Raw genomic sequence first — 18770 nt, 5'->3', positions numbered from 1 at the left:
GCTGTCGCGGTGAGTGCCGGGTGGCGGCGGGCGTGTGGTTGACGGCGTCGCTCGGCCTGTCTCCCGCGCCCGCCGGTGCTCCCCGTCGCCGCAGGGCATGACGACTGGCACTCGGACGTTCCGTGCACCCGGACGGTGCGTCAGTGGTGGTGGCCGTGCCGGCCGAGGGTCTCCACGGGGGTCGCGCCGGGGCGGGTCCACTGCGGCACGGGGCGGCTGGTCGGGCCCCAGGTGGCGTTCCCGTCCGCGTCCGAACGCCAGGACCAGCACGGGTTGCCCCCCTCGGGCCAGCCCTCGGGGTTGTCCTCCCACGCCTCGCCCCGGCCGTAGGGCGTCATGTCGAGCAGGCCGAGGGACCCGTTGACCCGCTCGTTGCCACGGCCCGTCGTGGAGTAGGTGAAGAACGTGCGGTCGCCGTCGCGCAGGTAGCAGGTGAGGTGACCCATGTCGCTGCCGACGGGTGCGTCCGCGTCGCGCACCGAGTACCAGGGCTGGGTGTAGCCCATGAACTCGACGTAGGAAGCCACCTCCTCCCATCGACCCGTGGTCAGGATGGCGAACGAGACGCCGCGGGCGTTGAGGTAGGCGGCGTCTTTCAGATGCCAGGCCGTGGTGGTGCAGCCCTCGCACTGCCCCTGGTGCGGCGCGCCGTCGTACCACATGTGCTTGTAGACCACGAGCTCGTCGCGGCCCTGGAACAGGTCCAGGAACGGGACCGGGCCGTCGGGTCCGACGACCTCGACCGTCCCGTCGAACTCCACCATCGGCAGTCGGCGGCGGGCCGCGGCGATGGCGTCGCCCTCGCGGGTGTGGGCCTTCTCGCGGACCAGCAACTCGTCACGGGCGGCCTGCCAGGTGGCCAGGTCAACAACCGGCGGGCGGCCGGGCAGCGCGGTGGTCGGGTCGTCCGGCGTGGTGGTCATGGTGTCCTCCGTGGTGTCTCGTGCCGGGCAGCGTCGTACGACGTTCTACGACGGTCACCAGAACAGACTCCCGACCCGGCCGGAACTCATCGCAGCGGGGGCGCCCTGGGTCGAGCCGCCACGGACCACGCCGGGCTGACGAGTTCACAGACGCGCTCCGGGAGCCGGAAGCTTCGATACTCCCACCCTGCGGGTGAACCCTCGAACCAGCGTGCGGAACCGGCGGAGGTGGCCGTGGCGAGCGTCGGCTGCCGTGGACAGGACGCGCGGCAAGGTGGTCGGGGTCCCGCTCGGGCCGTGCGCCGACTCGCCTGGAGCTGTGGTGAGGGCTTGGACGACCGCACGGTTGAGCAAACAGGACCCTCGCGCCACAGCGGCCCTCCCTCGTGATGACGCAGCCCGGATAGGGCCCGGACAGGGAATGCCGTGGCACTGGCGAGGTGAGACAGTCGGATCACAGCCGCTCGGTTTGGAGGTGTGGCCTATGGACACCGTTTTGGTCACGGGCGGGACCGGACATCTGGGCCGGGACCTGATCGGCCTGTTGAAGCCCGCCCATCAGGTGCGCGTGCTCGCACGCTCCAGCGGCACCGACCCGGACGTGGAGTGGGTGCGGGGCGACCTCGCCACCGGGGCAGGAGTCGAAGAGGCGGTGTCGGGAGTCCGCACCCTCGTGCACGCCGCCACGTGGTCCCCGGCCGCACGGCGTGGCTACGTCCTGCCGGCCGACTTCTGGCGCAGCCCCCCGGATGTCGACGTCCACGGCACGCGCCGACTGCTCGACGAGGCCGCCAGGGCCGGAGTCGACCACTTCGCCTACGTCTCCATCGTCGGGGTCGATCGGCCGCGCCTGCCGTATCTGCGGCTGAAGCACGCAGCGGAGGAACTGGTGCGCGGCGGGAAGATTCCCTGGTCGGTACTGCGCGCCACCCAGTTCCACTGGTTGACCGACCGCATGCTGGGCAAGGCCGCTCGGCTGCCCGTGCTGCCGCTGCCCATGAACATCGAGACCCAGCCGGTGGATTCCGGCGACTTCGCCGCGTACGTGGCCGAGCGTGTCGCCGACGGGCCCGGCGGGCAGTGCGAGGATTTCGGCGGACCGGAGGTGCTCACGTTCGACGACCTCGTCGCGCAGTGGCAGCGAATCCGAGGCCGGAACCGCCGGGTCGTGAGACTGCCGGTGCCTGGTCGGGCAAGGCAGGCCGCCCGCGAACTCACCTGCCCCGGCGGCCGTCGCGGCACCGTGACATGGTCCGCATGGCTGCAACACCACCCACCTCAGTGACACCGGCACGCAACCATCCGGTGCCTCTCGCCACGTCCTGACCTGAGCTACCGGCCGCGCCCGGCGGCCCGGGCCAGTCGCGAAACCGAGCGCAGCGGCAGTGGTGATCCCTCAAGCACGCCTGCGTGTTCCCCACCGACCACCTACCGGGCTGGAGCAGAGGTACCCGTCATGCCCTTGCCTGCCCGGCGCGCCCGCGCCCGTCAACGGCCGGCGCCCGCCGGCCAGGCCGCCGACCCGGCCCCGGCCGCCCGGGGTGCCTGAGTCAGCTGCCGAGCCGGGTGCGCAGGAGCTCCTTGCCGAGTTCCGCTCCCTTGCGGCTGTCGGCCTGGGCCTTGCGGAACAGTTCCAGGACCTCCGTGTCGTTGTCCCGCTCCGCGTCCTGGATGTAGGTGTCCATCCGCAGGGCGTTGCTCAGACAGGCTTCGATGAACCAGATGAGGTTGTAGTCCTTGTCCTTGGTGCCGGTGATGTCGCCGGATTCCGTATTGCTGGCCATGGTGGTCCTTCCCTTCCTTCTTGAGCGAAGACGACGGCAATCTCCACATCAGAGTGCGGGACGGCGCTGAAGATCGCGCGGCGACCGAGTGCCGACCGAGCCAGTACACCCCAGTGCCCCACCGGCCGACCCTGCCGGCGGCGTTGCGCCAACAGGGTCGGCCTGTCGCACCCGCTCCTGCCGCCCCGGTCCCGGCGGGCAGCCGATGCCTCGGTCACCGGGGCGGTAGGTGTACTGCGGACGGTTCAGGGCTTGCTGCGGCGGACCTCCTCGATGGCGTCCAGGACCGCCTGCCGGTTGGAGTGCGCGCGTTCCCAGTCCTCGATCACCGCGAGATCCGGACGGGACAGGCCCTGCAGGCGCTGGCGGACCTCCGTGATGCCGAGCTGGCCGTAGCCGGGAATGGGCAGGTCCTCCTTACGGGCGGCCGTGCCCGAGGCCTCCCCTTCGGCCCGGTGGGTGGCCTCGGACGCAGCCCGCAGCGCCTTCTCAGCAGCATTGATCACCGTGTCGCGCTGGCGGTGGTGCCGCTCGTACTCGAGTACCTGACGGACCACGCGGTCCGAGACGTCCGGCAGGTGCATCCTGATGCGTTCCGCGTCCATGGTGTCGTAGCCGGCCCACGGCTCGGCCTCACGGAGCTGTTCGATGGAGTTCAGCACCCCGGGACGGCCCGAGTGCGCGCGCTCATAGCCCTCGATGACCGTCAGCTCCCTCTGGGACAGGCCACGCAGGCGCTGCTGGATCTCCGGGACCCCGAGCTTGCTGAAGCCGGAGATCGGCAGGTCCTGCTCGCGGGTGACGGCGCCCTGGATGCCCTCGGCCATGCGGGTGGCGTCGGGCATCTCCCGCCAGGCGCCCTCAGCCGTGCTTCTCACCCGCCTGGTGTTGCTTCGGAAGGCTGCCCGCAGCCGGTTCACAGCCGCGCGTACGGTGCGCATCACCGCGTCCAGCAGGCCGCCCTCGGCGACTTCGGCCTCGGCGGGAGGGCGGCCGTTGCTGGCCGCCGCCACCGCCCTGGCCCGCTCGGTGAGGTTTTCCTCCAGGCTCTCCAGCAGCTGCTCTTCCTGGCGGCGCAGCATGCGGAGCAGGTCGGCGGTCTCCCGGTCGTGGAGCTGTTCGGCGATGTTCTCCCCTGCCTGGCACGCCGCCATGGCCCTGGCCGCCGCCGCGTACTCGTCCTCGGTGTTCTTCAGCAGACGGCGCTCACGGGCGAGCTTCTCGCCGTCCGCCATCTCCGTCATGGCCGCCACAGTGACCTCCACGGGCAGCATGGCCACCCGCACGGCGCCGTGGGCCGCGGACCGCACGAACTGCCCGGCAGCGGACAACGCTCCCCGGTCAGGCCGTATCTCGCGTACGCGGCCCTCGATGCGCTCGAGGTGGTCCTCAGCCTCGGCGATGTGGCGTTCAAGTCTCTGCCGGCGGGCGCCGGGCGGTGTGCTGTTCACATCGGTGCGGAACCGGTCGACGACCGCGGCGTGAGCCTCGCGGGCGTCCTCCAACGCCGGTACCAGCACATCCGTCATCGCTGCCATGAGCCTCTCCTGGTGGGGTGGTGCGGCATCTCCGCCGCGTACGAAGGGCCGCCCGTCCGTCCATCGCCTTGGCCGGGCAGACCGGAACCCATCCTGCGCAACATCGCCGAAGATCGCCCGACGAGCCGCTTGCCCGAGCAAGCGCGCAATGCGCCGTTCCCGTGACGATCCGTCGGACTTTCAGGCCCCTGCGAGCCGGCGGGCAGCAGCATCAACGCGGCCGTCATACCCGCCTACGACCCGGGTGGGAACGCAGCCGTGCCGCCAGGTGAGGTGATCGGCTGTGCCTACGTCCCGGCGGCTCGACACGACCTTGTGGCCGACCCGGCCCAACCGGTCGTCCTTGAAGGTGCGGCGGCCGTCGGCGGCTGCGACCGTGGAGCGAAGGAGGATGGTCCGAACGGGTGAGGACGGAGGCGGTCGCCATGGTGATGGCGCATCCTTCACTTCTGCGGGAGCTGGTCGAGAGGTGCGAGACGCTCCAGCGGCGCCTGGCGTCCGACGCCGACGCGGAGACCGAACGCCGGCTTGAGGACGCGACGTACACACTGTGTGTGCTCACCGGCACCCACCAGCTGGACACGGCGCTGTACGCGGCCCGCAGACAGCTGGCCGACGCCATGACCCGGCAACAGCCTCTCCGCCACTGAGCTGCCAGGACATCCACAGGACATCCACAGGTCGGCGTCGGCGAAGCCCACTGCCTTCAGCGTCGATCCCGAGTAGCCCAGACCGGTTGTCACGACGACAGGATGCGAAGCCACCCGGAGGCCGGCGGCCCCAGGCGATCAGGATCTCGCCGGCAGGGGTACGCAGCCGGACGGACGTGACGGCCGAACCGTCGATACGACGTGCTCAACGGCGACGTTCGGGCGGTCGGACAACCACGCAGGGACTGGGCGCCCCGGCTGCGGCTGGTCGTCGCGGCCGTCGCCTGTAAGAGCCCGCCGCTGTCGTCCGGTGACCCGTACATCGACGCCCATGGTGCCGTGACCTGAGGAAAGAGGACGCGAACGAGAAGCGGGTGATGGCCGAACGTCACCACACCGGCACGCTCCGCCATGGAGACATGGGGGTTCGATCGTAAGCGCCGACGGTCTTCCAGCCACTGCGTCTCAACCGGCCGCCGCCACGAAGCGCAACGTGCTGCCGAAAGCCATCGGTCTCCCCTGGAGACACCAGCGAGACACCCCGCGCACCCAGGGCGCATACGCCGGCATTCGTCCGCACCGGCCAGGGGCGTGCTCCGGCGACCACTCGATCAGCGCCGTCTGACCGATCGCGGCAACGGGTACCTCAGCCCCATGGCCGGCATCGAGCTGAAAAGCAGCGCGTTCAATGACCACTCCTTCCTCCCGCGCCGGTACGCGCGCGAGGGCGAAAACACCTCCCCTCCGCTGACCTGGTCCGGGGTACCGGATGACGCCGCGGAGCTGGTCCTGCTGTGCGAGGACCCCGACGCACCGTCGGGCACCTTTGTGCACTGGATCGTGGTCGGCATCGACCCACGCAGCGGTGGCGTGGAGGCGGGACAGCGTCCGCCGGGCGGCACTGAACGCATCAACGGCTTCGGCGAGCCCGGCTGGGGCGGGCCACACCCGCCGGCCGGGGATGAGGCACACCGCTACTTCTTCCGCCTCTACGCCCTTTCCGAACCATGCGCTCTCCCCGATGCCCCCAGCGCGGACCAGGTGCACCAAGCCGTCGAGAAACACGAAATCGCCAGCGGCAACCTCGTCGGGCTCTACCACCGCTGAGCCCTTGAAGCTTCTCCAAGGCGAACGAGCCCGGGTACTCCACGCTGTCTGCCGCGACCACGGCGGTGACCGGGATGACGATCAGCTGCCGACCATGCCCAGGCCGTGGCCACCATGCCCAGCGAGCCGATCGACACCGACGGTCACGGCGGCCGGCGGCAGCAGCACCGGCGGCGCCCAGCGGGCGAGGTCGCCTCGGGCAGGCGGTGCTGCTCGGTCAGGTATCCGATCCGCACCAGCCACACCGGCACTGCGACCGCGATCAACACCCACATCGCGATCCGCAGCACCCGTAACGTGCCCCGCCCGCCCAGCACCTCCCCCTCTCGGAAGCCTGGCGGCTACAGGGCCGCCTCGCGGAAGAGGGCCAGGAGGGACTGGGCCGGTGGGGCGTCCGCGTCGAAGAACTGTGTGGCCAGCGCGGGTGGCACAGCCGTTCCATGCATGCGGACTTCATGGCACCTGAAGCAGAACGCCGCCTCGAACAACACCAGGTCGAGGGTGTCCTCGTACGCCCGGACGCTCCAGCCGGGCGAGAAGCCACAGCGGTGCTGTTCGCTGCCGGGCAGGGCCTCGATCAAGGTCAGGGCGTCGGCGGCCTCGCTCCCAGCCCAGTGAGTGACCACCTCGCCGGGGTATGGGGCGCCCGACTCGGTCGGGAGGGCGGAGATCCTCACGACTTCGATCAGTACGGTGGCGGCAACGGCTTCAGCGGGGAGTCGCATGTGTGCAGTCTGCCCCGCCGAGCTGACGGGCTGTCCCGCCAAACCGACGGATGCCTACGGCGTCATGAGAGGCAACCTGCCACACGAAAGCGGCAACCTTGCCGGCACCCCTTCCCGCCCAGAGCTCGGTCACCCTCGCCCCCTCGTCGATCGGTTGACTGGTCCCTGCTTGAGTTGGTCGAGCTGAGCGCTGGGTCCGCCCCCTCTGCCAGAATCGCCACATGGCTGAGCACGACACGGATCAGGGCTACTTGCTGGACAACCAGCAATCGGAGGCGGGGATCCGATTCGACGCCCTCAGCGAGTTGTTCGATCCGGTGACATTCCGGCATGTCGACCGGCTCGGGATCGCTGCCGGCATGCGGTGCTGGGAAGTCGGTGCCGGTGGTCCGTCCGTACCCATCGGGCTGGCCGAGCGAGTCGGCCCCGCGGGAACGGTGATTGCCACCGATATCGACGTGTCCTGGACCCGGGGCATCGCTGGAGGCGTGATCGAAGTGATGCGCCACGACGTGGCGGCCGAACCGCCGCCGTCCGGGGGCTTCGACCTCGTCCATGCCCGACTGGTCCTGGTACACGTCACCGACCGCACCGAGGCGCTGCGCCGGATGGTCCAGGCACTGCGGCCCGGCGGCTGGCTGCTCCTGGAGGACGCCGACCCGGGGTTGCAGCCGCTGTTGTGCCCGGACGAGTCGGGTCCCGAACAGCGGCTCGCCAACCGATTGCGATCAGGCTTCCGAACCTTGATGGCAGCCCGCGGCGCGGACCTCGCGTACGGGCGAACCCTGCCCAGGCTGCTGCGTGAGGCCGGTCTGGACGACGTTCAGGCCGATGCGTACTTCCCGATCACCTCGCCGGCATGCGCCGTCCTCGAGGCCGCGACTGTGCGGCAGATCCGCCGCCGTCTGGTGACGGAAGGACTTGCCACGGACGAGGAGATCGACTGCCACCTGGCGAACGTCGCCACCGGACGCCTCGACCTCGCCACCGCCCCGATGATCTCCGCGTGGGGACGCCGCCCGTCGTGACCCTCCCCCTATTGCCGCCTCCTCTGTCCGCCCTCACGAAGCTCCATCGCCACCCGCACGGCTTCACCCCTCGGAGGGGGAGGAGGGCCACAAAGACCACGCGGACCCCGGTGCCCAGCCCTACGCCGCTCGCGGCGGTGCGGGGACGGAGTGGCCATCGGGCTCCAGTCCAGGATGTCGAGGTGCTGGTCGGGGCGGCAGCGGGTGCAGGCACGCAGGCCTGCGGCCAAGACATGGCGGGCTTCGCCTCCGTCGACGGTGCGGTGCCGCTTGCCCGCGGCGTAGCAGCCGCTGGTGCGGAGTGCGGTGGACGGGATGCCGATCCCGATGCCGAGTTCGATGAACCAGTCAGGCCGCGGCGGCCGGTTGCGGCGCCCGCGTTCCTGATCGGTCTGCCGCTTCAGAGCCGGTGCCGCATCAGCGAACCTTTGCCCCGTCGGAGCGACGTTCGGTTCGGATGCCGACCGATGTGCAACTGAGCGGTCACCGGCCGCGGGTCCTTCCGGCTCCAAAACCGTGTGCAAGCCACCCGGAGGGGCCTTTACCCTCCGGGGCATGGATCTTCGCGAAGAACTTCCGAGCGACAGACAGGCCGTGCGGGATGTTCACCTGCAGGCGTTCGGTGACCATGGCCTTGTCGTGGCCGACCTGGTCGATACCCTGCGGGACACCATCACACCTGAGGACGGTCTCTCGCTGGTCGCCGAGCAGGACAGGCAGGTCGTCGGGCATGTCATGTTCACCCGCAGTCTTCTCGATGCCCCTCGCCGGCTGGTCGACGTGCAAGTCCTCAGTCCGCTGGCAGTGATGCCTGAGCTCCATAAGCGGGGTATCGGCTCGGCCCTGGTCCGACACGGACTGGGGGTCCTCGCCGAGCGGGCTGTTCCCCTCGTCTTCCTGGAGGGTGATCCGGGCTATTACTCGCGTTTCGGCTTCGTGCCCGGTGGTGGCCTGGGCTTCCGAAAGCCATCCCTGCGTATCCCGGACGGTGCCTTCCAGGTCATCAGGTTCCCGGAGCATGAGCCATGGATGACGGGGACGCTGGTCTACGCAGAGCCGTTCTGGCGGCATGACGCAGTCGGCCTGCGTGACCCCAACGCATAGTGACGCGAGCGCCGACCCCCTGTTGTGACATGACGCGCCATTTGGACGCTGGTCCGGGCGGTGAGGTGTCGCCAGGCTGGGCGGGTGGCAGAACGAGTACGCGTCCGCGAGATCGAGGACGACGAGGGCAGGCGTCTGCTGCGGATCATCCGCAGGGGTACTGGGTCGGCGGTGACCTGGCGGCGGGCGCAGATGGTGCTGCCGTACGCGCAGGGCATGCCGGTGGTGAAGATCGCCGAGGTCGCATTCACCAGCGCGGACCGCGCGCGGGATGTGATCCACAACTTCAATGCCGACGGCTTCGAGGTGCTCTACCCGAAGTACGAGGGCGGTCGGCCCGGAAGCGCCACGCGGACCGCGCCGTCGGCGGTGACCGACCAGTCGGACCTGCCGCTCGACGCGTTGATAACGGCTGAGGGGGCCACATCGGCGATCACCCCGGCGACACCCACAGGGTCCCGGACGTCGAGCGGATGTCAGGCGACACCCGACACCCGGCCCGGTCGTGAAGCGAACGTCGCGGCCGTCTCATGCCCCACCGCGGTGGCCTGGCGGACCAGTTCGGTGCCCAGGAATCCGCTGCCGCCGATGATCAGGACCGTCATGGACCGACACCGTAGCGAACGCGGGTCGATGGTGGGCTGGGGCCGCCCCGGCCTCGCCCGCCCGCGACCGAAGCCGAGTTGGCGAAGACCACAACGGGGCGACTATCGCTGCGCATGGCCGACTATCTGTGACTGAGCGCTGGACATGGCCCGCCTGGCCAACCGCATGCTCAGCTCCGAGTCCGGTGCCCACCGCCCGTGAGTGAGCTGCCGTATCGTCACCGCAGTGAACATCGAAGATCGCGAGAACAGGGACGAGGACCGGCCGACAACGGCTCGGTTGCGCGCGGTGCTGGAGCGCGCCGCGAGGGTCGTCATCGTCGAGGCATCGCCTGACGAGGCCGACTCAGCCGACTTGCCGCGTTTGACCGTGACCGGTGCCGAGACCGCCGAACTGGCGCGGCGCCTGGCCATCGTCGACGGCGGCGCCGGTGACACGTGCCTGTGCGATGGATGGCCGACGATCACGGTGTACGGCACGCAGGGCGATCCGGTCGCCCGCTGGACGCTGCACCACCAGTCCGGTCTGCGCGGCATTGGTGACTACGACGCCGAACTGCAGGACGGACCGGCGCTCACTGCCTGGCTGGCGGAGCGGGGGCTGACCGGATCGCGAGAAGCGCGGGAGGAACTGGACGAGGAAGAGGCCGAGGCGGAGCGGCGCCGGCTGCGCTGGATACGGGCCGCGCCCGAGGGCCTGGCCCAGGCCGCGGCGGATGTAGCCCGCCCGCTCAGGCGGGACCATGAAGCCTGGTCATGTCACCTGGCGAACGCTCGTGAGCGGCTTGAAGCCCTTACCCGGCAGCACTATCCCGACAGCGTCGAACGGATTCGGCTCCTGCTGGCCTGGGCTGGAACGTCCGCCCGCAGGACGGCCGGTGGGCTGATGTGGTACGACCTGGCAGTGCGCCGCCAGCTTCTGGCCGAGGAACCCCGTCTCGTCTTCGCCGCGTGTGCCGCGTCCCCTCTGAGTCCGGTCCAGCTCGACGGCGCCGCCGACCTGTTTGCCGGTCCTGAGTGGACCCGGGCACAGGGTGGAGAAGTGCCGGAGCCGTTGAGGTCCCTGCTCATCGAGCACATTCGGGCGGACGGCACCGATGCCATGCGGTTCCGGCTGAGTCACGGCTCCTACGGCGCCGTGCTTCGACGTCGGCTCGGGGATGCGTGGTCGTAGCTCGGCTGATTCCTGGTACAGCGTGATGGTCCGCGACTTCCGGTCACCAGCTGAATTCCTCCGGTAGCTGATGGACCGTCTGTTCTCCGGTGTCCGGATCGGCGATCGCGGCGAGATCCTCCGCGTCGAGTTCGAAGTCGAAGATGTCGATGTTCTCCTTTATGCGGGCGGGTGTCGCCGAATTCGGGGACACAATGTTCCCCTCCTGTATGTGCCACCGGGGCACCACCTGCGCGGGGCTCTGTCCGTGCTTCTCCGCCAGTCGCCGCAGCACCGGGTCTTCCAGCAGGTTCTCATCTCGGCCCAGGGCGCTCCATCCCCAAGTGGCGATGCCATGGCAGGTGTGGAAATCGCGCGACTCGTGCTGGGGGGCTCCCGGGTGGAGTTTGATGACATTGACGGCCGGTACCACCGATGTCTCGTCGAATACCCGTCGCAGGTGCGCGAGCTCGAAGTTCGAGACACCGATCGCTTTGGCTCGGCCCTCGGCGTAGATCCGCTCGAGAGCCTTCCACGTGTTCAGGCGGGGGAGGTGTGCGGCAGGATGCTACGCCGTAGTCGGTGGTGATCACGGCACGCATGAGTGGGTCCTCCCGGTGTCGCCCGTCAGCGGGTGGCTGCGTCGTATGTGCGGTCGGTGGCTTGGGCGGGTCCCTCCGGGCGCCTCTATGTGTCGGTGACGAATGGCGCACGGCCGATCTGGGAGAAGTCGGCGGCCTGTTCGAGGAAGTACGCGGCGGCGTTGGCCCGTGAGAGGCGGAGACCGCCCCCGGCGCCGACGTTGCGGACGTTGACCGAGGCGGTCCTGGGGCCGTTGGTGAGCCAGGGGAACCGGACGATGGTCCACTTCAGCCCCGATGCGCGGATGATCTGACCGATGGCCACGATGGCGCGGTACGTGGTGGGTTGGAAGATGCGGATGCCGGTGACCATGAGGCCGACCATGGGCTCCTTGCCGTCCGCGGGATCGGTGATGCTGGGCGTCCCCATGGCGACGAGCCGTTCGACGCCGTGTTCGTGCATCGCGGCGACGATGTTGCGGTATCCGGTGGCCAAGGGCGGGATGTCGGCCTTCTTGGTGCCCGGCCCGAGCACGCTGAGTACGGCATCGCTGCCGTGTACTGCTTCGCCGATGGCGGCGGAGTCGTCCAGTGTTCCCCGGATCGCGGTGAGCCGCTCGTGGGTGGGAAGTTTCGCGGGCGTGCGGGCGTAGGCGACGACCTCGTGCCCCTCGGCCAGGACCTGGTCGATCAGGAACCGGCCGGTCGATCAGGAGCCGGCCGGTCGGTCCGGTGCCGCCGAAGACGGTGATGCGCACAGTGTTCGTCCTTGCCGTTCGGGGGGTGAGGGTCAGAAGGAGTACGGGCCGAAGCGGCCCCATGCGACGACGACCGCCAGAGCCAGCAGCACGGCGTTGAACGCGATCGCGGGGTACTGGGTGGCGGCCGGACAGGCCGGGTGTCAGGCTGGGAGGCGAGTGTCGTAGCGCTGCGTCGCCCTCTCCGTCCGCTTTGAACCCTCTGTTCGCGGGAGGTCGAACCATCGTGAGAAGGCACGCTTCACACACCAGAACCGCGTTGACTCTCGCCGCGGCCGGCGTATTGTCAGCCACCCTCGTCCCCGCCACCGCGTCACAGGCCACGGCCGACTCGGAGTGCGACAACGCGGCGGCCTACTACGACCGGAGCCCGGGAGGGGGCACCGGCACCCTCGGGACACGGCAGGCGCTGGTCTGTCTCATCAACGCCGAGCGCGCACGGCACGGGCTGCCGGCGCTCACGTACAACCAGTCCCTCACGGACGCCGCGTTTCAGCACACCGACCAGGCGGTGCGCCTGAAATGGTGGGGGCCCGGCAAGGACTCGCACACCAATCCTCGGACCGGGTCGACGCCACAGAGCCGTATCAAAGCCGCGGGCTACTGCCCGAACCCCCGGTCCTGGAAGATCAGCGAGATCACCTACACCGGCTGGGGCGGCCGAGGCACGCCACGGGAGGCCGTCAACTGGTGGGTGAACGTCAGCACATGGGGGCACCGTCAGATCGTCCTCGACCCGTCGCTGAGGGAGATCGGGCGCTGGGGCCTGGGCGGCGCGGCCGATCCGGCCGGCGTCGGCGCGAGCGGAGCGGGAACCTATGTCGTGACCTTCGGCAGTTGCCAGCAGGCCTGACCATTGCACAACCGATGACTGCCTCTCTGTAGTGGTCGATGACCGTTGCGAGGTACAACCAGAGCCTGCCGCCCGGCGTGATCCTGGACGGCGAGGCCGTGGTGAATGTCGCCGACTGCGCATGCCGGGCGCGGATCAGCTTCGGGGGCGGCGCAGTCCGACGCGCTCTCCAGCCCCCACCGGGCCCAGGAACTCTCCGACCGCCACCCCGCGACATACGTGGCAGGAACATGGTTCTCCTGGTCGACCGTCACTCAGGCGCTCACGGCCAGTCACGACGCCATCGACCCAGGAGACCCGGAAAACGGCTGGTCAATGAGCCGCTGACCTACCGCAGGGGTGCGGCTCGCTCCAGTCGCACCCCGACCTGCCCGAGCACCACCTGCCGACCGAGGCGAAGGGCAGCGCCGATGTCAGCCGGCTGCGCTCCGCTGAAGGGGCGGACGTGGCGCGGTGGGCATCTGTGATGACGGACGACGACGGACCGACGCAGACCGTACGCCGCCAGCGTTTTGGGCCCGTTGTCAGTGGTGGCAGGCAGGATGACGGTCATGACGACTCCTGTTGCTCAGATCGTGGATGCCGCCGCTTACGTGCAGGCGGTCGAGGATGCGGTGAAGGCTGCGGCCGCCTACTACGCGGGTGGCACTTCGCCGTTGGACGACGACACCTATGACCGGCTGGTGCGGAGCATCGCCGCATGGGAGTCCGATCATCCCGACCAGGTGCTGACGGACTCGCCGACGGGGAAGGTCGCCGGCGGCGCGGTCGAAGGGGATGTGCCGCACACCGTGGCGATGCTGAGCCTGGACAATGTGTTCTCCGCGGAGGAGTTCACCGCCTGGACGGCGTCGTTGGCCCGGCGTGTCGGTCACGATGTGGCTCAGTGGAGCGTGGAACCGAAGCTGGACGGTCTGGCGATCGCCGCCCGCTATACCGACGGCCGCCTCACGCGGCTGATCACCCGGGGGGACGGGACGGCGGGGGAGGACGTCTCGCACACGACAGGCACCATCGAGGGCCTGCCCGAGACACTGTCCGAACCGGTCAGTGTGGAGGTGCGCGGCGAAGTCCTCATGACGGCCGCCCAGTTCGAGCACGCCAACGAGGTACGCACCGCCCACGGCGGACAGCCCTTCGCCAACCCCCGCAACGCGGCCGCGGGCACGCTGCGCGCCAAAGAGCGCGCCTACACGGCGCCCATGACGTTCTTCGGTTACGGCCTGCTGCCCCTGCCCGACACCGATACCGTCCTCACCACGAGGCTGGGCGAACTCGCCCACAGCGATCTGATGGTCCTGGCCGCCGACCTCGGGGTGAACACCACCGCCTCGACCGCGGTGCCGGGCAAGGTGGCCCACAGCAGTGAGCAGGTGCTGGCCCGGGTGCAGGAGATCGCGGCGCTGCGGGCCCAGTTGCCGTTCGGTATCGACGGGATCGTCATCAAGGCCGACCTGGCCGCCGATCAGTACACAGCCGGGTCCGGGTCGCGGGCTCCCCGGTGGGCGATCGCCTACAAGCTGCCGGCCGTGGAGAAGATCACCCGGCTGCTGGGAGTGGAGTGGAACGTGGGCCGCACCGGCATCATCGCCCCGCGCGGCGTGCTCGAGCCGGTCGAGATCGAGGGTTCCACCATCACCTACGCCACCCTGCACAACCCGGCCGACATCACCCGCCGCGACCTCCGGTTGGGCGACCACGTCATGGTCCACCGGGCCGGCGACGTCATCCCCCGCATCGAAGCCCCCGTCGCCCACCTGCGCACCGGCGACGAACAGCCCATCGTCTTTCCCGAGGTGTGCCCGCGGTGTGGTTCCGGCATCGACACCAGCCAGGAGCGCTGGCGCTGCGAACAGGGCCGCAACTGCCACCTGGTCGCTTCCCTCTCCTACGCCGCGGGCCGCGACCAGCTCGACATCGAAGGCCTCGGCGCCACCCGCGTCGTCCAGCTCGTCGAGGCGGGCCTGGTGGCCGATCTCGCCGACCTGTTCACCCTCACCCGCGAACAGCTGCTCGGCCTGGAGCGGATGGGGGAGACCAGCACCGACAACCTGCTCACCGCGATCAGCACCGCCAAGAAACAGCCGCTGTCCCGCGTGCTGTGCGCGCTCGGCGTACGCGGCACGGGCCGGTCGATGTCGCGGCGCATCGCCCGCTACTTCGCCACCATGGACAACATCCGCGCCGCCGACGCCACGGCCATGCAGCAGGTCGACGGCATCGGCATCGAGAAGGCCCCCTCCATCGTCGCCGAACTGGCCGAACTCGCCCAGCTCATCGACAAACTCGTCGCAGCCGACGTGAACATGACGGAGCCTGGTGCCACGGCGCCCAGCCCCGCCGGCGCCGACGGGGGAGGCGAGGAGGAGGCTGCGGGCGGGCCGCTCACGGGCATGACCGTGGTGGTCACCGGCACGATGGCCGGGCCGCTGGAGAAGCTCAGCCGCAACCAGATGAACGAGCTGATCGAACGGGCCGGAGGGCGCTCCTCCTCCACTGTGTCGAAGAAGACCACCCTGGTGGTCGCCGGGGAGAACGCCGGATCCAAGCGGGCCAAGGCCGAAGCCCTCGGCATCCGCCTCGCCACACCCGACGAATTCGCCACCTTGGTCGCCGACCATCTCGCCTGAATCCCTCACAGGGACAGGCGATTCAGAGATCCCGGCGGCGCCCATCGGCGCAGCGGCGATAGCCGGCATGACAGCGTCCGTGATGGGACGCGCCTCGCACCGCCTGTATCTCGTAGCAACATGCTTCCGGCCCCCTCGACATTGGCGAATTCGAGGGGGCCGGAGTTGGTAGCGGGGGCGGGATTTGAACCACGCGACCTCTGGGTTATGAGCCCAGCGAGCTACCGAGCTGCTCCACCCCGCGTCGGTGTGACCACCGTACGCCATGGCCGCCAGCCGCGCAGGGATTTTCCGTCTGGGCAGGACCTCACCACCGCATCACAACAGCTTCTGAGGCAGATCAGGTGAGGAGGGCGAAGAAACAAGGGAACGGGATCCACGGCAGATCGAGCCGGATGCGTTTGCGGCCGATCGGGATGTCCCCCGACCGGCACCACAGCCATCTGCGGCAACGGCTCGACCGGCCCGCGATGCTGAGCCTTCCAGCCGTGAACATCCCTATGGTTTAGGTGGGTTGCCGATGTCATTGGTGCGCACGAGACGGATTATGATCTTGGTCATGATCGTGCAGAACCCCGACAAAGCCCTTTCCCGTAAACAGAGACTTCAGGAGAAGCAGCGCCGCCAGTTGGCGGTGGTCGACACCGTTGACAAGGCTGAGGCCAAGATGCGCAAGGCAGAGGTGGAACTGGCCTTGGCCGTCACCGAGGCAGTGCAGGTGTTCGGCGGCGAGCAGTCCGCCTCCGAGGGGCTCGACATGCCGGTCGAAGCGATCCGGCGCTTCCTTGGTATGGCGCAGGACGAAGCGGCCGGCGCCAACAACGTCACCGAGGTCGCCGGCAAATCCTGAGCTTGGCGTTCAGCGAGCCGGAAGACCTGGCGCTCCAGTCGTAGTTCGCCGTTCCTGCTGGTCAGGGCAGGTTCGTGAGTGGACTTGGCTGATGTGCCATCAGGTGGCGGGAGTTCGAGACCTTGGGCGCGGCGGCCCGTTGTACTTATCGCACAAGATGATGCGCGGACCAATGTCCGGTCGGCGGAGCTGGAAGAGCTGGGCGCTGTACCACTGCGAAGAGGCGGCCAGGATGACCTGAGCCGCCTCCACTCGGCGGCGATGCGTGGAGCACAGGACTGCGGCTCTGCCCGGCGGCGATACGCATGGGGCCTGGTGCCTCCTGCTCCAGCCGCACGATGCCGATTTATATGCGTCGTGCAGTCGGACCAGTTGTGGACGTCGCCGTACCCCCAAGTGCCGTTCCCCGCCCCTGCGGTGGAACGGGAAAGCTGTCGCCGGCACTGTGGCGGTGCCGAGGGCCGGGGCCGCGCTTTGACTGGTTGTGCTGCCGCAGCCGGCGCCGCCGCGCCCGAGGGCGTGACGGCTGGGCAAGTTCTCGGTCGTTTTCCGCGGCCGTGATCTTCCTCGTGTACGAGTGGGTGAACACGGCGGATTCCGAGCCTGCTTCGAGTCGGACTCGCAGGTCGTCCCGATATGTTCCCCGGCACGCCAATCATTCAAGTGGACGTACAGCCCCTGGGGGATCCCATGGAAGCTCTGTTCAACGTCGTACCCCTCCTCATGATCGCCTTTGCGGTGTACGCGGCCGTCGTCCTGCTCCGCCGGTCCCGACAGGTCAGCGATGCCTGGTCCAGGGGGATCACGGCCCAGGCGCGGTGTGTCAGGTCGTACACGACGACCAGCGGCGGCGGGGACAGCACGGTGCGTACGACACTGCATCACGTCTACGAGTTCACGACCCGTGACGATCGCGTCATCCGGTTTGACGAGGAGGGCGGGCCGTCGACCACGGTCGAGGGCGACATCGTCACCGTCCACTATCTGCCGGAGCGCCCCGAGCACGCCACCGCCAAGGTCCCGGCCCGGGTAAAGCTCGCCGCGAGCACGGGCGGCGCGATGCTCTTCCTTGCCGTGTTCATCGCCTTCGCTCTCTTTCTCATGGTCGCCTGGAACTCGGACGGCTCGATGCCCTGACACTCTCGTCTTGCGGAAAGGCAGTGCGCCGCGCCCTCGAGCGTCCCGTGCTGTACGACCAGATCCGTAGGGCCTTTCTGGCCCGGCCGCACGGGTGCCCGCTCGACCTGGGCCTGCCACGAGGTCAGGGCGACCAGGGGCGATCAAGGGGCCGGCCGAGCGGTCGTGCGCGCGGATGGCGAGCCCGGTGGTGGCGGGTACGACCCGTTCGTGGTGAAGAGAATCGCCCCGATTGTCGACCTGCTGACTGTCGAGGTAGTCATGACAGGCCGACCCGCAGGCGTAATCAAGTCCGACCTCCTGGCACGGCCACTGGTCGCCATGGTGGGGGACGGTGACGTTATCAGCGTGTCGCTCACGGATGCCTTTCGTGACGCGCTCACGAGCCTCGACCGGGAGTATCTGGAGGACGTTGCCCAGGGCTGGGCTCGCTCAGGTTGCTTCTCGACACCGCCTGACGCGGACAGTATTGCCGCCCATCTCCGGCCGTTGGGTGCCCTCGCGGAGCGAGCCGTCGCTCGGGGGCATGGCTTGTACCGCTGGATATGCCAGTACTCCGCGCCGGGCCCGCGGCACGACACGTGCCCTGACCGACCACAGAAGTTGGGCCAGAACCTGAGAACGGACAGCGCTTCGACACCGGTTCGGGAGGCACGAAGCCCCCCAACAACGAGGCGGAATGTTCACGAGCAGCGACAGCGTTCCTGCGGGCCGACTGGGCCGACTGGGCCGACTGGGCCGACTGGGCCGTTTGCGGCTGAGATACGTTCAGCCCATGACGCACTTCACGGAATCCGCCCTGGTGGCCCGGTGAACGGCTGGTGGACCTACTTGGAGGAACAGACCCGCCAAGAGGTCGACGCGAACGTGCTGCGCGACCGAAGGATTACGGCGGTCAAGGTGGTGTGGGAGGCCCTGCGTCCACTGGGGTTGGGCCTGCACGAGGCGGAGCAGGTCGTCCACGCCCGCTACGAGATCCTCGGCGACCGCGTGCAGCACAGGCCGCCCGATCCGCTCGACATCCCCTCACTCGCAGCCCGTGCTGCCGCCCACCCGGGCCGGGTGGCCGCGGTCGAGGCACTCTGGGACGGCGACACCGTCCATAACTGGTTCGTGCTCCTGGTCGCGGTCCTGGACGACCCGGACGGAGAAGGCCACCTGGCCACTGTCTACCGCCGCCCTGGCGGGCCCCCGCCGGGAAGCGTCGCCGCAGATGCAGGACGGGCCTTGGCCAACCACCTCGGGGTGCCGTTCCACTTCGCCTCCCCGGACGCCCCCGACGACCAGGCCCCGCGCTGGCGAACAGCCCAGCATCCGTCCGAAGGCTCGTGACAGGGACCGCGG

At 69.2% G+C, this 18770-nt stretch carries 20 protein-coding genes, 1 tRNA gene and 1 pseudogene; 14 read left to right on the top strand and 8 right to left on the bottom strand.

Annotated features, from left to right (window positions below):
- Nucleotides 1-140 precede the first annotated feature (140 nt).
- Nucleotides 141-923 carry a DUF899 family protein gene (locus tag STRIP9103_RS44235; protein ID WP_009342913.1) on the bottom strand — a complete coding sequence of 261 codons (783 nt, stop codon included), beginning with the start codon at nt 921-923 and terminating at the stop codon, nt 141-143.
- A 484-nt stretch (nt 924-1407) separates the two neighbouring features.
- Here STRIP9103_RS44235 and STRIP9103_RS44230 point away from each other — a divergent pair, with 484 nt between their 5' ends.
- Nucleotides 1408-2208 (top strand): SDR family oxidoreductase, encoded by an 801-nt coding sequence (locus STRIP9103_RS44230; protein ID WP_009342937.1) that lies wholly within the window; start codon nt 1408-1410, stop codon nt 2206-2208.
- 265 nt (nt 2209-2473) lie between these two features.
- Here STRIP9103_RS44230 and STRIP9103_RS44225 read toward each other — a convergent pair whose 3' ends face one another.
- A complete protein-coding gene (locus STRIP9103_RS44225) occupies nt 2474-2707 on the bottom strand; it encodes a hypothetical protein (RefSeq protein ID WP_009342909.1) in 234 nt (77 codons plus the stop codon).
- A 245-nt stretch (nt 2708-2952) separates the two neighbouring features.
- Nucleotides 2953-4245, bottom strand: coding sequence for a hypothetical protein (locus tag STRIP9103_RS44220; protein WP_009342924.1), 1293 nt, complete (start codon nt 4243-4245; stop codon nt 2953-2955).
- 404 nt (nt 4246-4649) lie between these two features.
- Here STRIP9103_RS44220 and STRIP9103_RS44215 point away from each other — a divergent pair, with 404 nt between their 5' ends.
- The 3 genes from STRIP9103_RS44215 (at nt 4650) to STRIP9103_RS44210 (ending at nt 6002) form a co-directional block, all read left to right on the top strand.
- Entirely contained in the window at nt 4650-4895 is a 246-nt protein-coding gene (locus STRIP9103_RS44215) for a DUF5133 domain-containing protein (RefSeq protein WP_319278724.1), read from the top strand.
- A gap of 201 nt (nt 4896-5096) precedes the next feature.
- Nucleotides 5097-5243 carry a hypothetical protein gene (locus STRIP9103_RS50480; protein WP_158696970.1) on the top strand — a complete coding sequence of 49 codons (147 nt, stop codon included), beginning with the start codon at nt 5097-5099 and terminating at the stop codon, nt 5241-5243.
- Nucleotides 5244-5549: 306 nt separating this feature from the next.
- Nucleotides 5550-6002, top strand: coding sequence for a YbhB/YbcL family Raf kinase inhibitor-like protein (locus STRIP9103_RS44210; protein ID WP_048822275.1), 453 nt, complete (start codon nt 5550-5552; stop codon nt 6000-6002).
- 341 nt (nt 6003-6343) lie between these two features.
- Here the strand turns inward: STRIP9103_RS44210 and STRIP9103_RS44205 are convergent, their stop codons facing one another.
- Nucleotides 6344-6727 (bottom strand): hypothetical protein, encoded by a 384-nt coding sequence (locus tag STRIP9103_RS44205; RefSeq protein ID WP_009342938.1) that lies wholly within the window; start codon nt 6725-6727, stop codon nt 6344-6346.
- A gap of 221 nt (nt 6728-6948) precedes the next feature.
- Here STRIP9103_RS44205 and STRIP9103_RS44200 point away from each other — a divergent pair, with 221 nt between their 5' ends.
- A complete protein-coding gene (locus tag STRIP9103_RS44200) occupies nt 6949-7755 on the top strand; it encodes a methyltransferase domain-containing protein (protein ID WP_009342911.1) in 807 nt (268 codons plus the stop codon).
- Nucleotides 7756-7763: 8 nt separating this feature from the next.
- On the opposite strand, the gene STRIP9103_RS53710 is transcribed toward STRIP9103_RS44200, so the two are convergent.
- Nucleotides 7764-8312, bottom strand: a complete 549-nt coding sequence (locus tag STRIP9103_RS53710; protein WP_374011034.1) for a DUF6233 domain-containing protein — start codon at nt 8310-8312, stop codon at nt 7764-7766.
- On the opposite strand from STRIP9103_RS53710, the gene STRIP9103_RS44195 reads away from it, so the two are divergent.
- The 3 genes and pseudogenes from STRIP9103_RS44195 (at nt 8311) to STRIP9103_RS44185 (ending at nt 10638) form a co-directional block, all read left to right on the top strand.
- Nucleotides 8311-8859 carry a GNAT family N-acetyltransferase gene (locus STRIP9103_RS44195; RefSeq protein ID WP_009342921.1) on the top strand — a complete coding sequence of 183 codons (549 nt, stop codon included), beginning with the start codon at nt 8311-8313 and terminating at the stop codon, nt 8857-8859. The genes STRIP9103_RS53710 and STRIP9103_RS44195 overlap by 2 nt on opposite strands.
- Before the next feature lie 84 nt (nt 8860-8943).
- Nucleotides 8944-9210 (top strand): annotated as a pseudogene (locus STRIP9103_RS53320) (helix-turn-helix domain-containing protein); the annotation flags it as partial.
- A 480-nt stretch (nt 9211-9690) separates the two neighbouring features.
- Nucleotides 9691-10638: a hypothetical protein gene (locus STRIP9103_RS44185; RefSeq protein ID WP_048822272.1), complete on the top strand. Its 948-nt coding sequence runs from the start codon at nt 9691-9693 to the stop codon at nt 10636-10638.
- A gap of 43 nt (nt 10639-10681) precedes the next feature.
- Here STRIP9103_RS44185 and STRIP9103_RS44180 read toward each other — a convergent pair whose 3' ends face one another.
- On the bottom strand, nt 10682-11161 hold the full coding sequence (locus tag STRIP9103_RS44180) for an aldo/keto reductase (RefSeq protein WP_078614271.1): 480 nt from the start codon (nt 11159-11161) through the stop codon (nt 10682-10684).
- Between the two features lie 143 nt (nt 11162-11304).
- A complete protein-coding gene (locus STRIP9103_RS44175) occupies nt 11305-11892 on the bottom strand; it encodes an NAD(P)-dependent oxidoreductase (RefSeq protein ID WP_078614270.1) in 588 nt (195 codons plus the stop codon).
- A 347-nt stretch (nt 11893-12239) separates the two neighbouring features.
- Between STRIP9103_RS44175 and STRIP9103_RS44170 the strand changes: the two genes are divergently transcribed.
- Both STRIP9103_RS44170 and ligA read left to right on the top strand, forming a co-directional pair.
- Nucleotides 12240-12809, top strand: a complete 570-nt coding sequence (locus STRIP9103_RS44170) for a CAP domain-containing protein (protein WP_234022459.1) — start codon at nt 12240-12242, stop codon at nt 12807-12809.
- Between the two features lie 551 nt (nt 12810-13360).
- Nucleotides 13361-15439, top strand: coding sequence for an NAD-dependent DNA ligase LigA (gene ligA, locus STRIP9103_RS44165; RefSeq protein ID WP_009342923.1), 2079 nt, complete (start codon nt 13361-13363; stop codon nt 15437-15439).
- Nucleotides 15440-15605: 166 nt separating this feature from the next.
- Here ligA and STRIP9103_RS44160 read toward each other — a convergent pair.
- Nucleotides 15606-15683 (bottom strand) — tRNA-Met (locus tag STRIP9103_RS44160).
- A gap of 315 nt (nt 15684-15998) precedes the next feature.
- Here STRIP9103_RS44160 and STRIP9103_RS44155 point away from each other — a divergent pair.
- The 4 genes from STRIP9103_RS44155 (at nt 15999) to STRIP9103_RS44145 (ending at nt 18758) form a co-directional block, all read left to right on the top strand.
- Complete coding sequence (locus STRIP9103_RS44155; protein WP_234022458.1) at nt 15999-16289, top strand: hypothetical protein; 291 nt, start codon at nt 15999-16001, stop codon at nt 16287-16289.
- Nucleotides 16290-16979: 690 nt separating this feature from the next.
- On the top strand, nt 16980-17426 hold the full coding sequence (locus STRIP9103_RS44150) for a DUF3592 domain-containing protein (protein WP_009342905.1): 447 nt from the start codon (nt 16980-16982) through the stop codon (nt 17424-17426).
- 679 nt (nt 17427-18105) lie between these two features.
- Entirely contained in the window at nt 18106-18240 is a 135-nt protein-coding gene (locus tag STRIP9103_RS52990) for a hypothetical protein (RefSeq protein WP_267950650.1), read from the top strand.
- Nucleotides 18237-18758 (top strand): hypothetical protein, encoded by a 522-nt coding sequence (locus STRIP9103_RS44145; protein WP_009342915.1) that lies wholly within the window; start codon nt 18237-18239, stop codon nt 18756-18758. Before STRIP9103_RS52990 ends, STRIP9103_RS44145 begins: the two co-directional genes overlap by 4 nt.
- Nucleotides 18759-18770: the final 12 nt, after the last annotated feature.

It is taken from the genome of Streptomyces ipomoeae 91-03 (assembly GCF_000317595.1).
In the GTDB taxonomy this organism is placed as follows: domain Bacteria; phylum Actinomycetota; class Actinomycetes; order Streptomycetales; family Streptomycetaceae; genus Streptomyces; species Streptomyces ipomoeae.
Note: the sequence above shows the minus strand (reverse complement) of the source record. Positions and strands in the feature narration are given on the sequence as shown.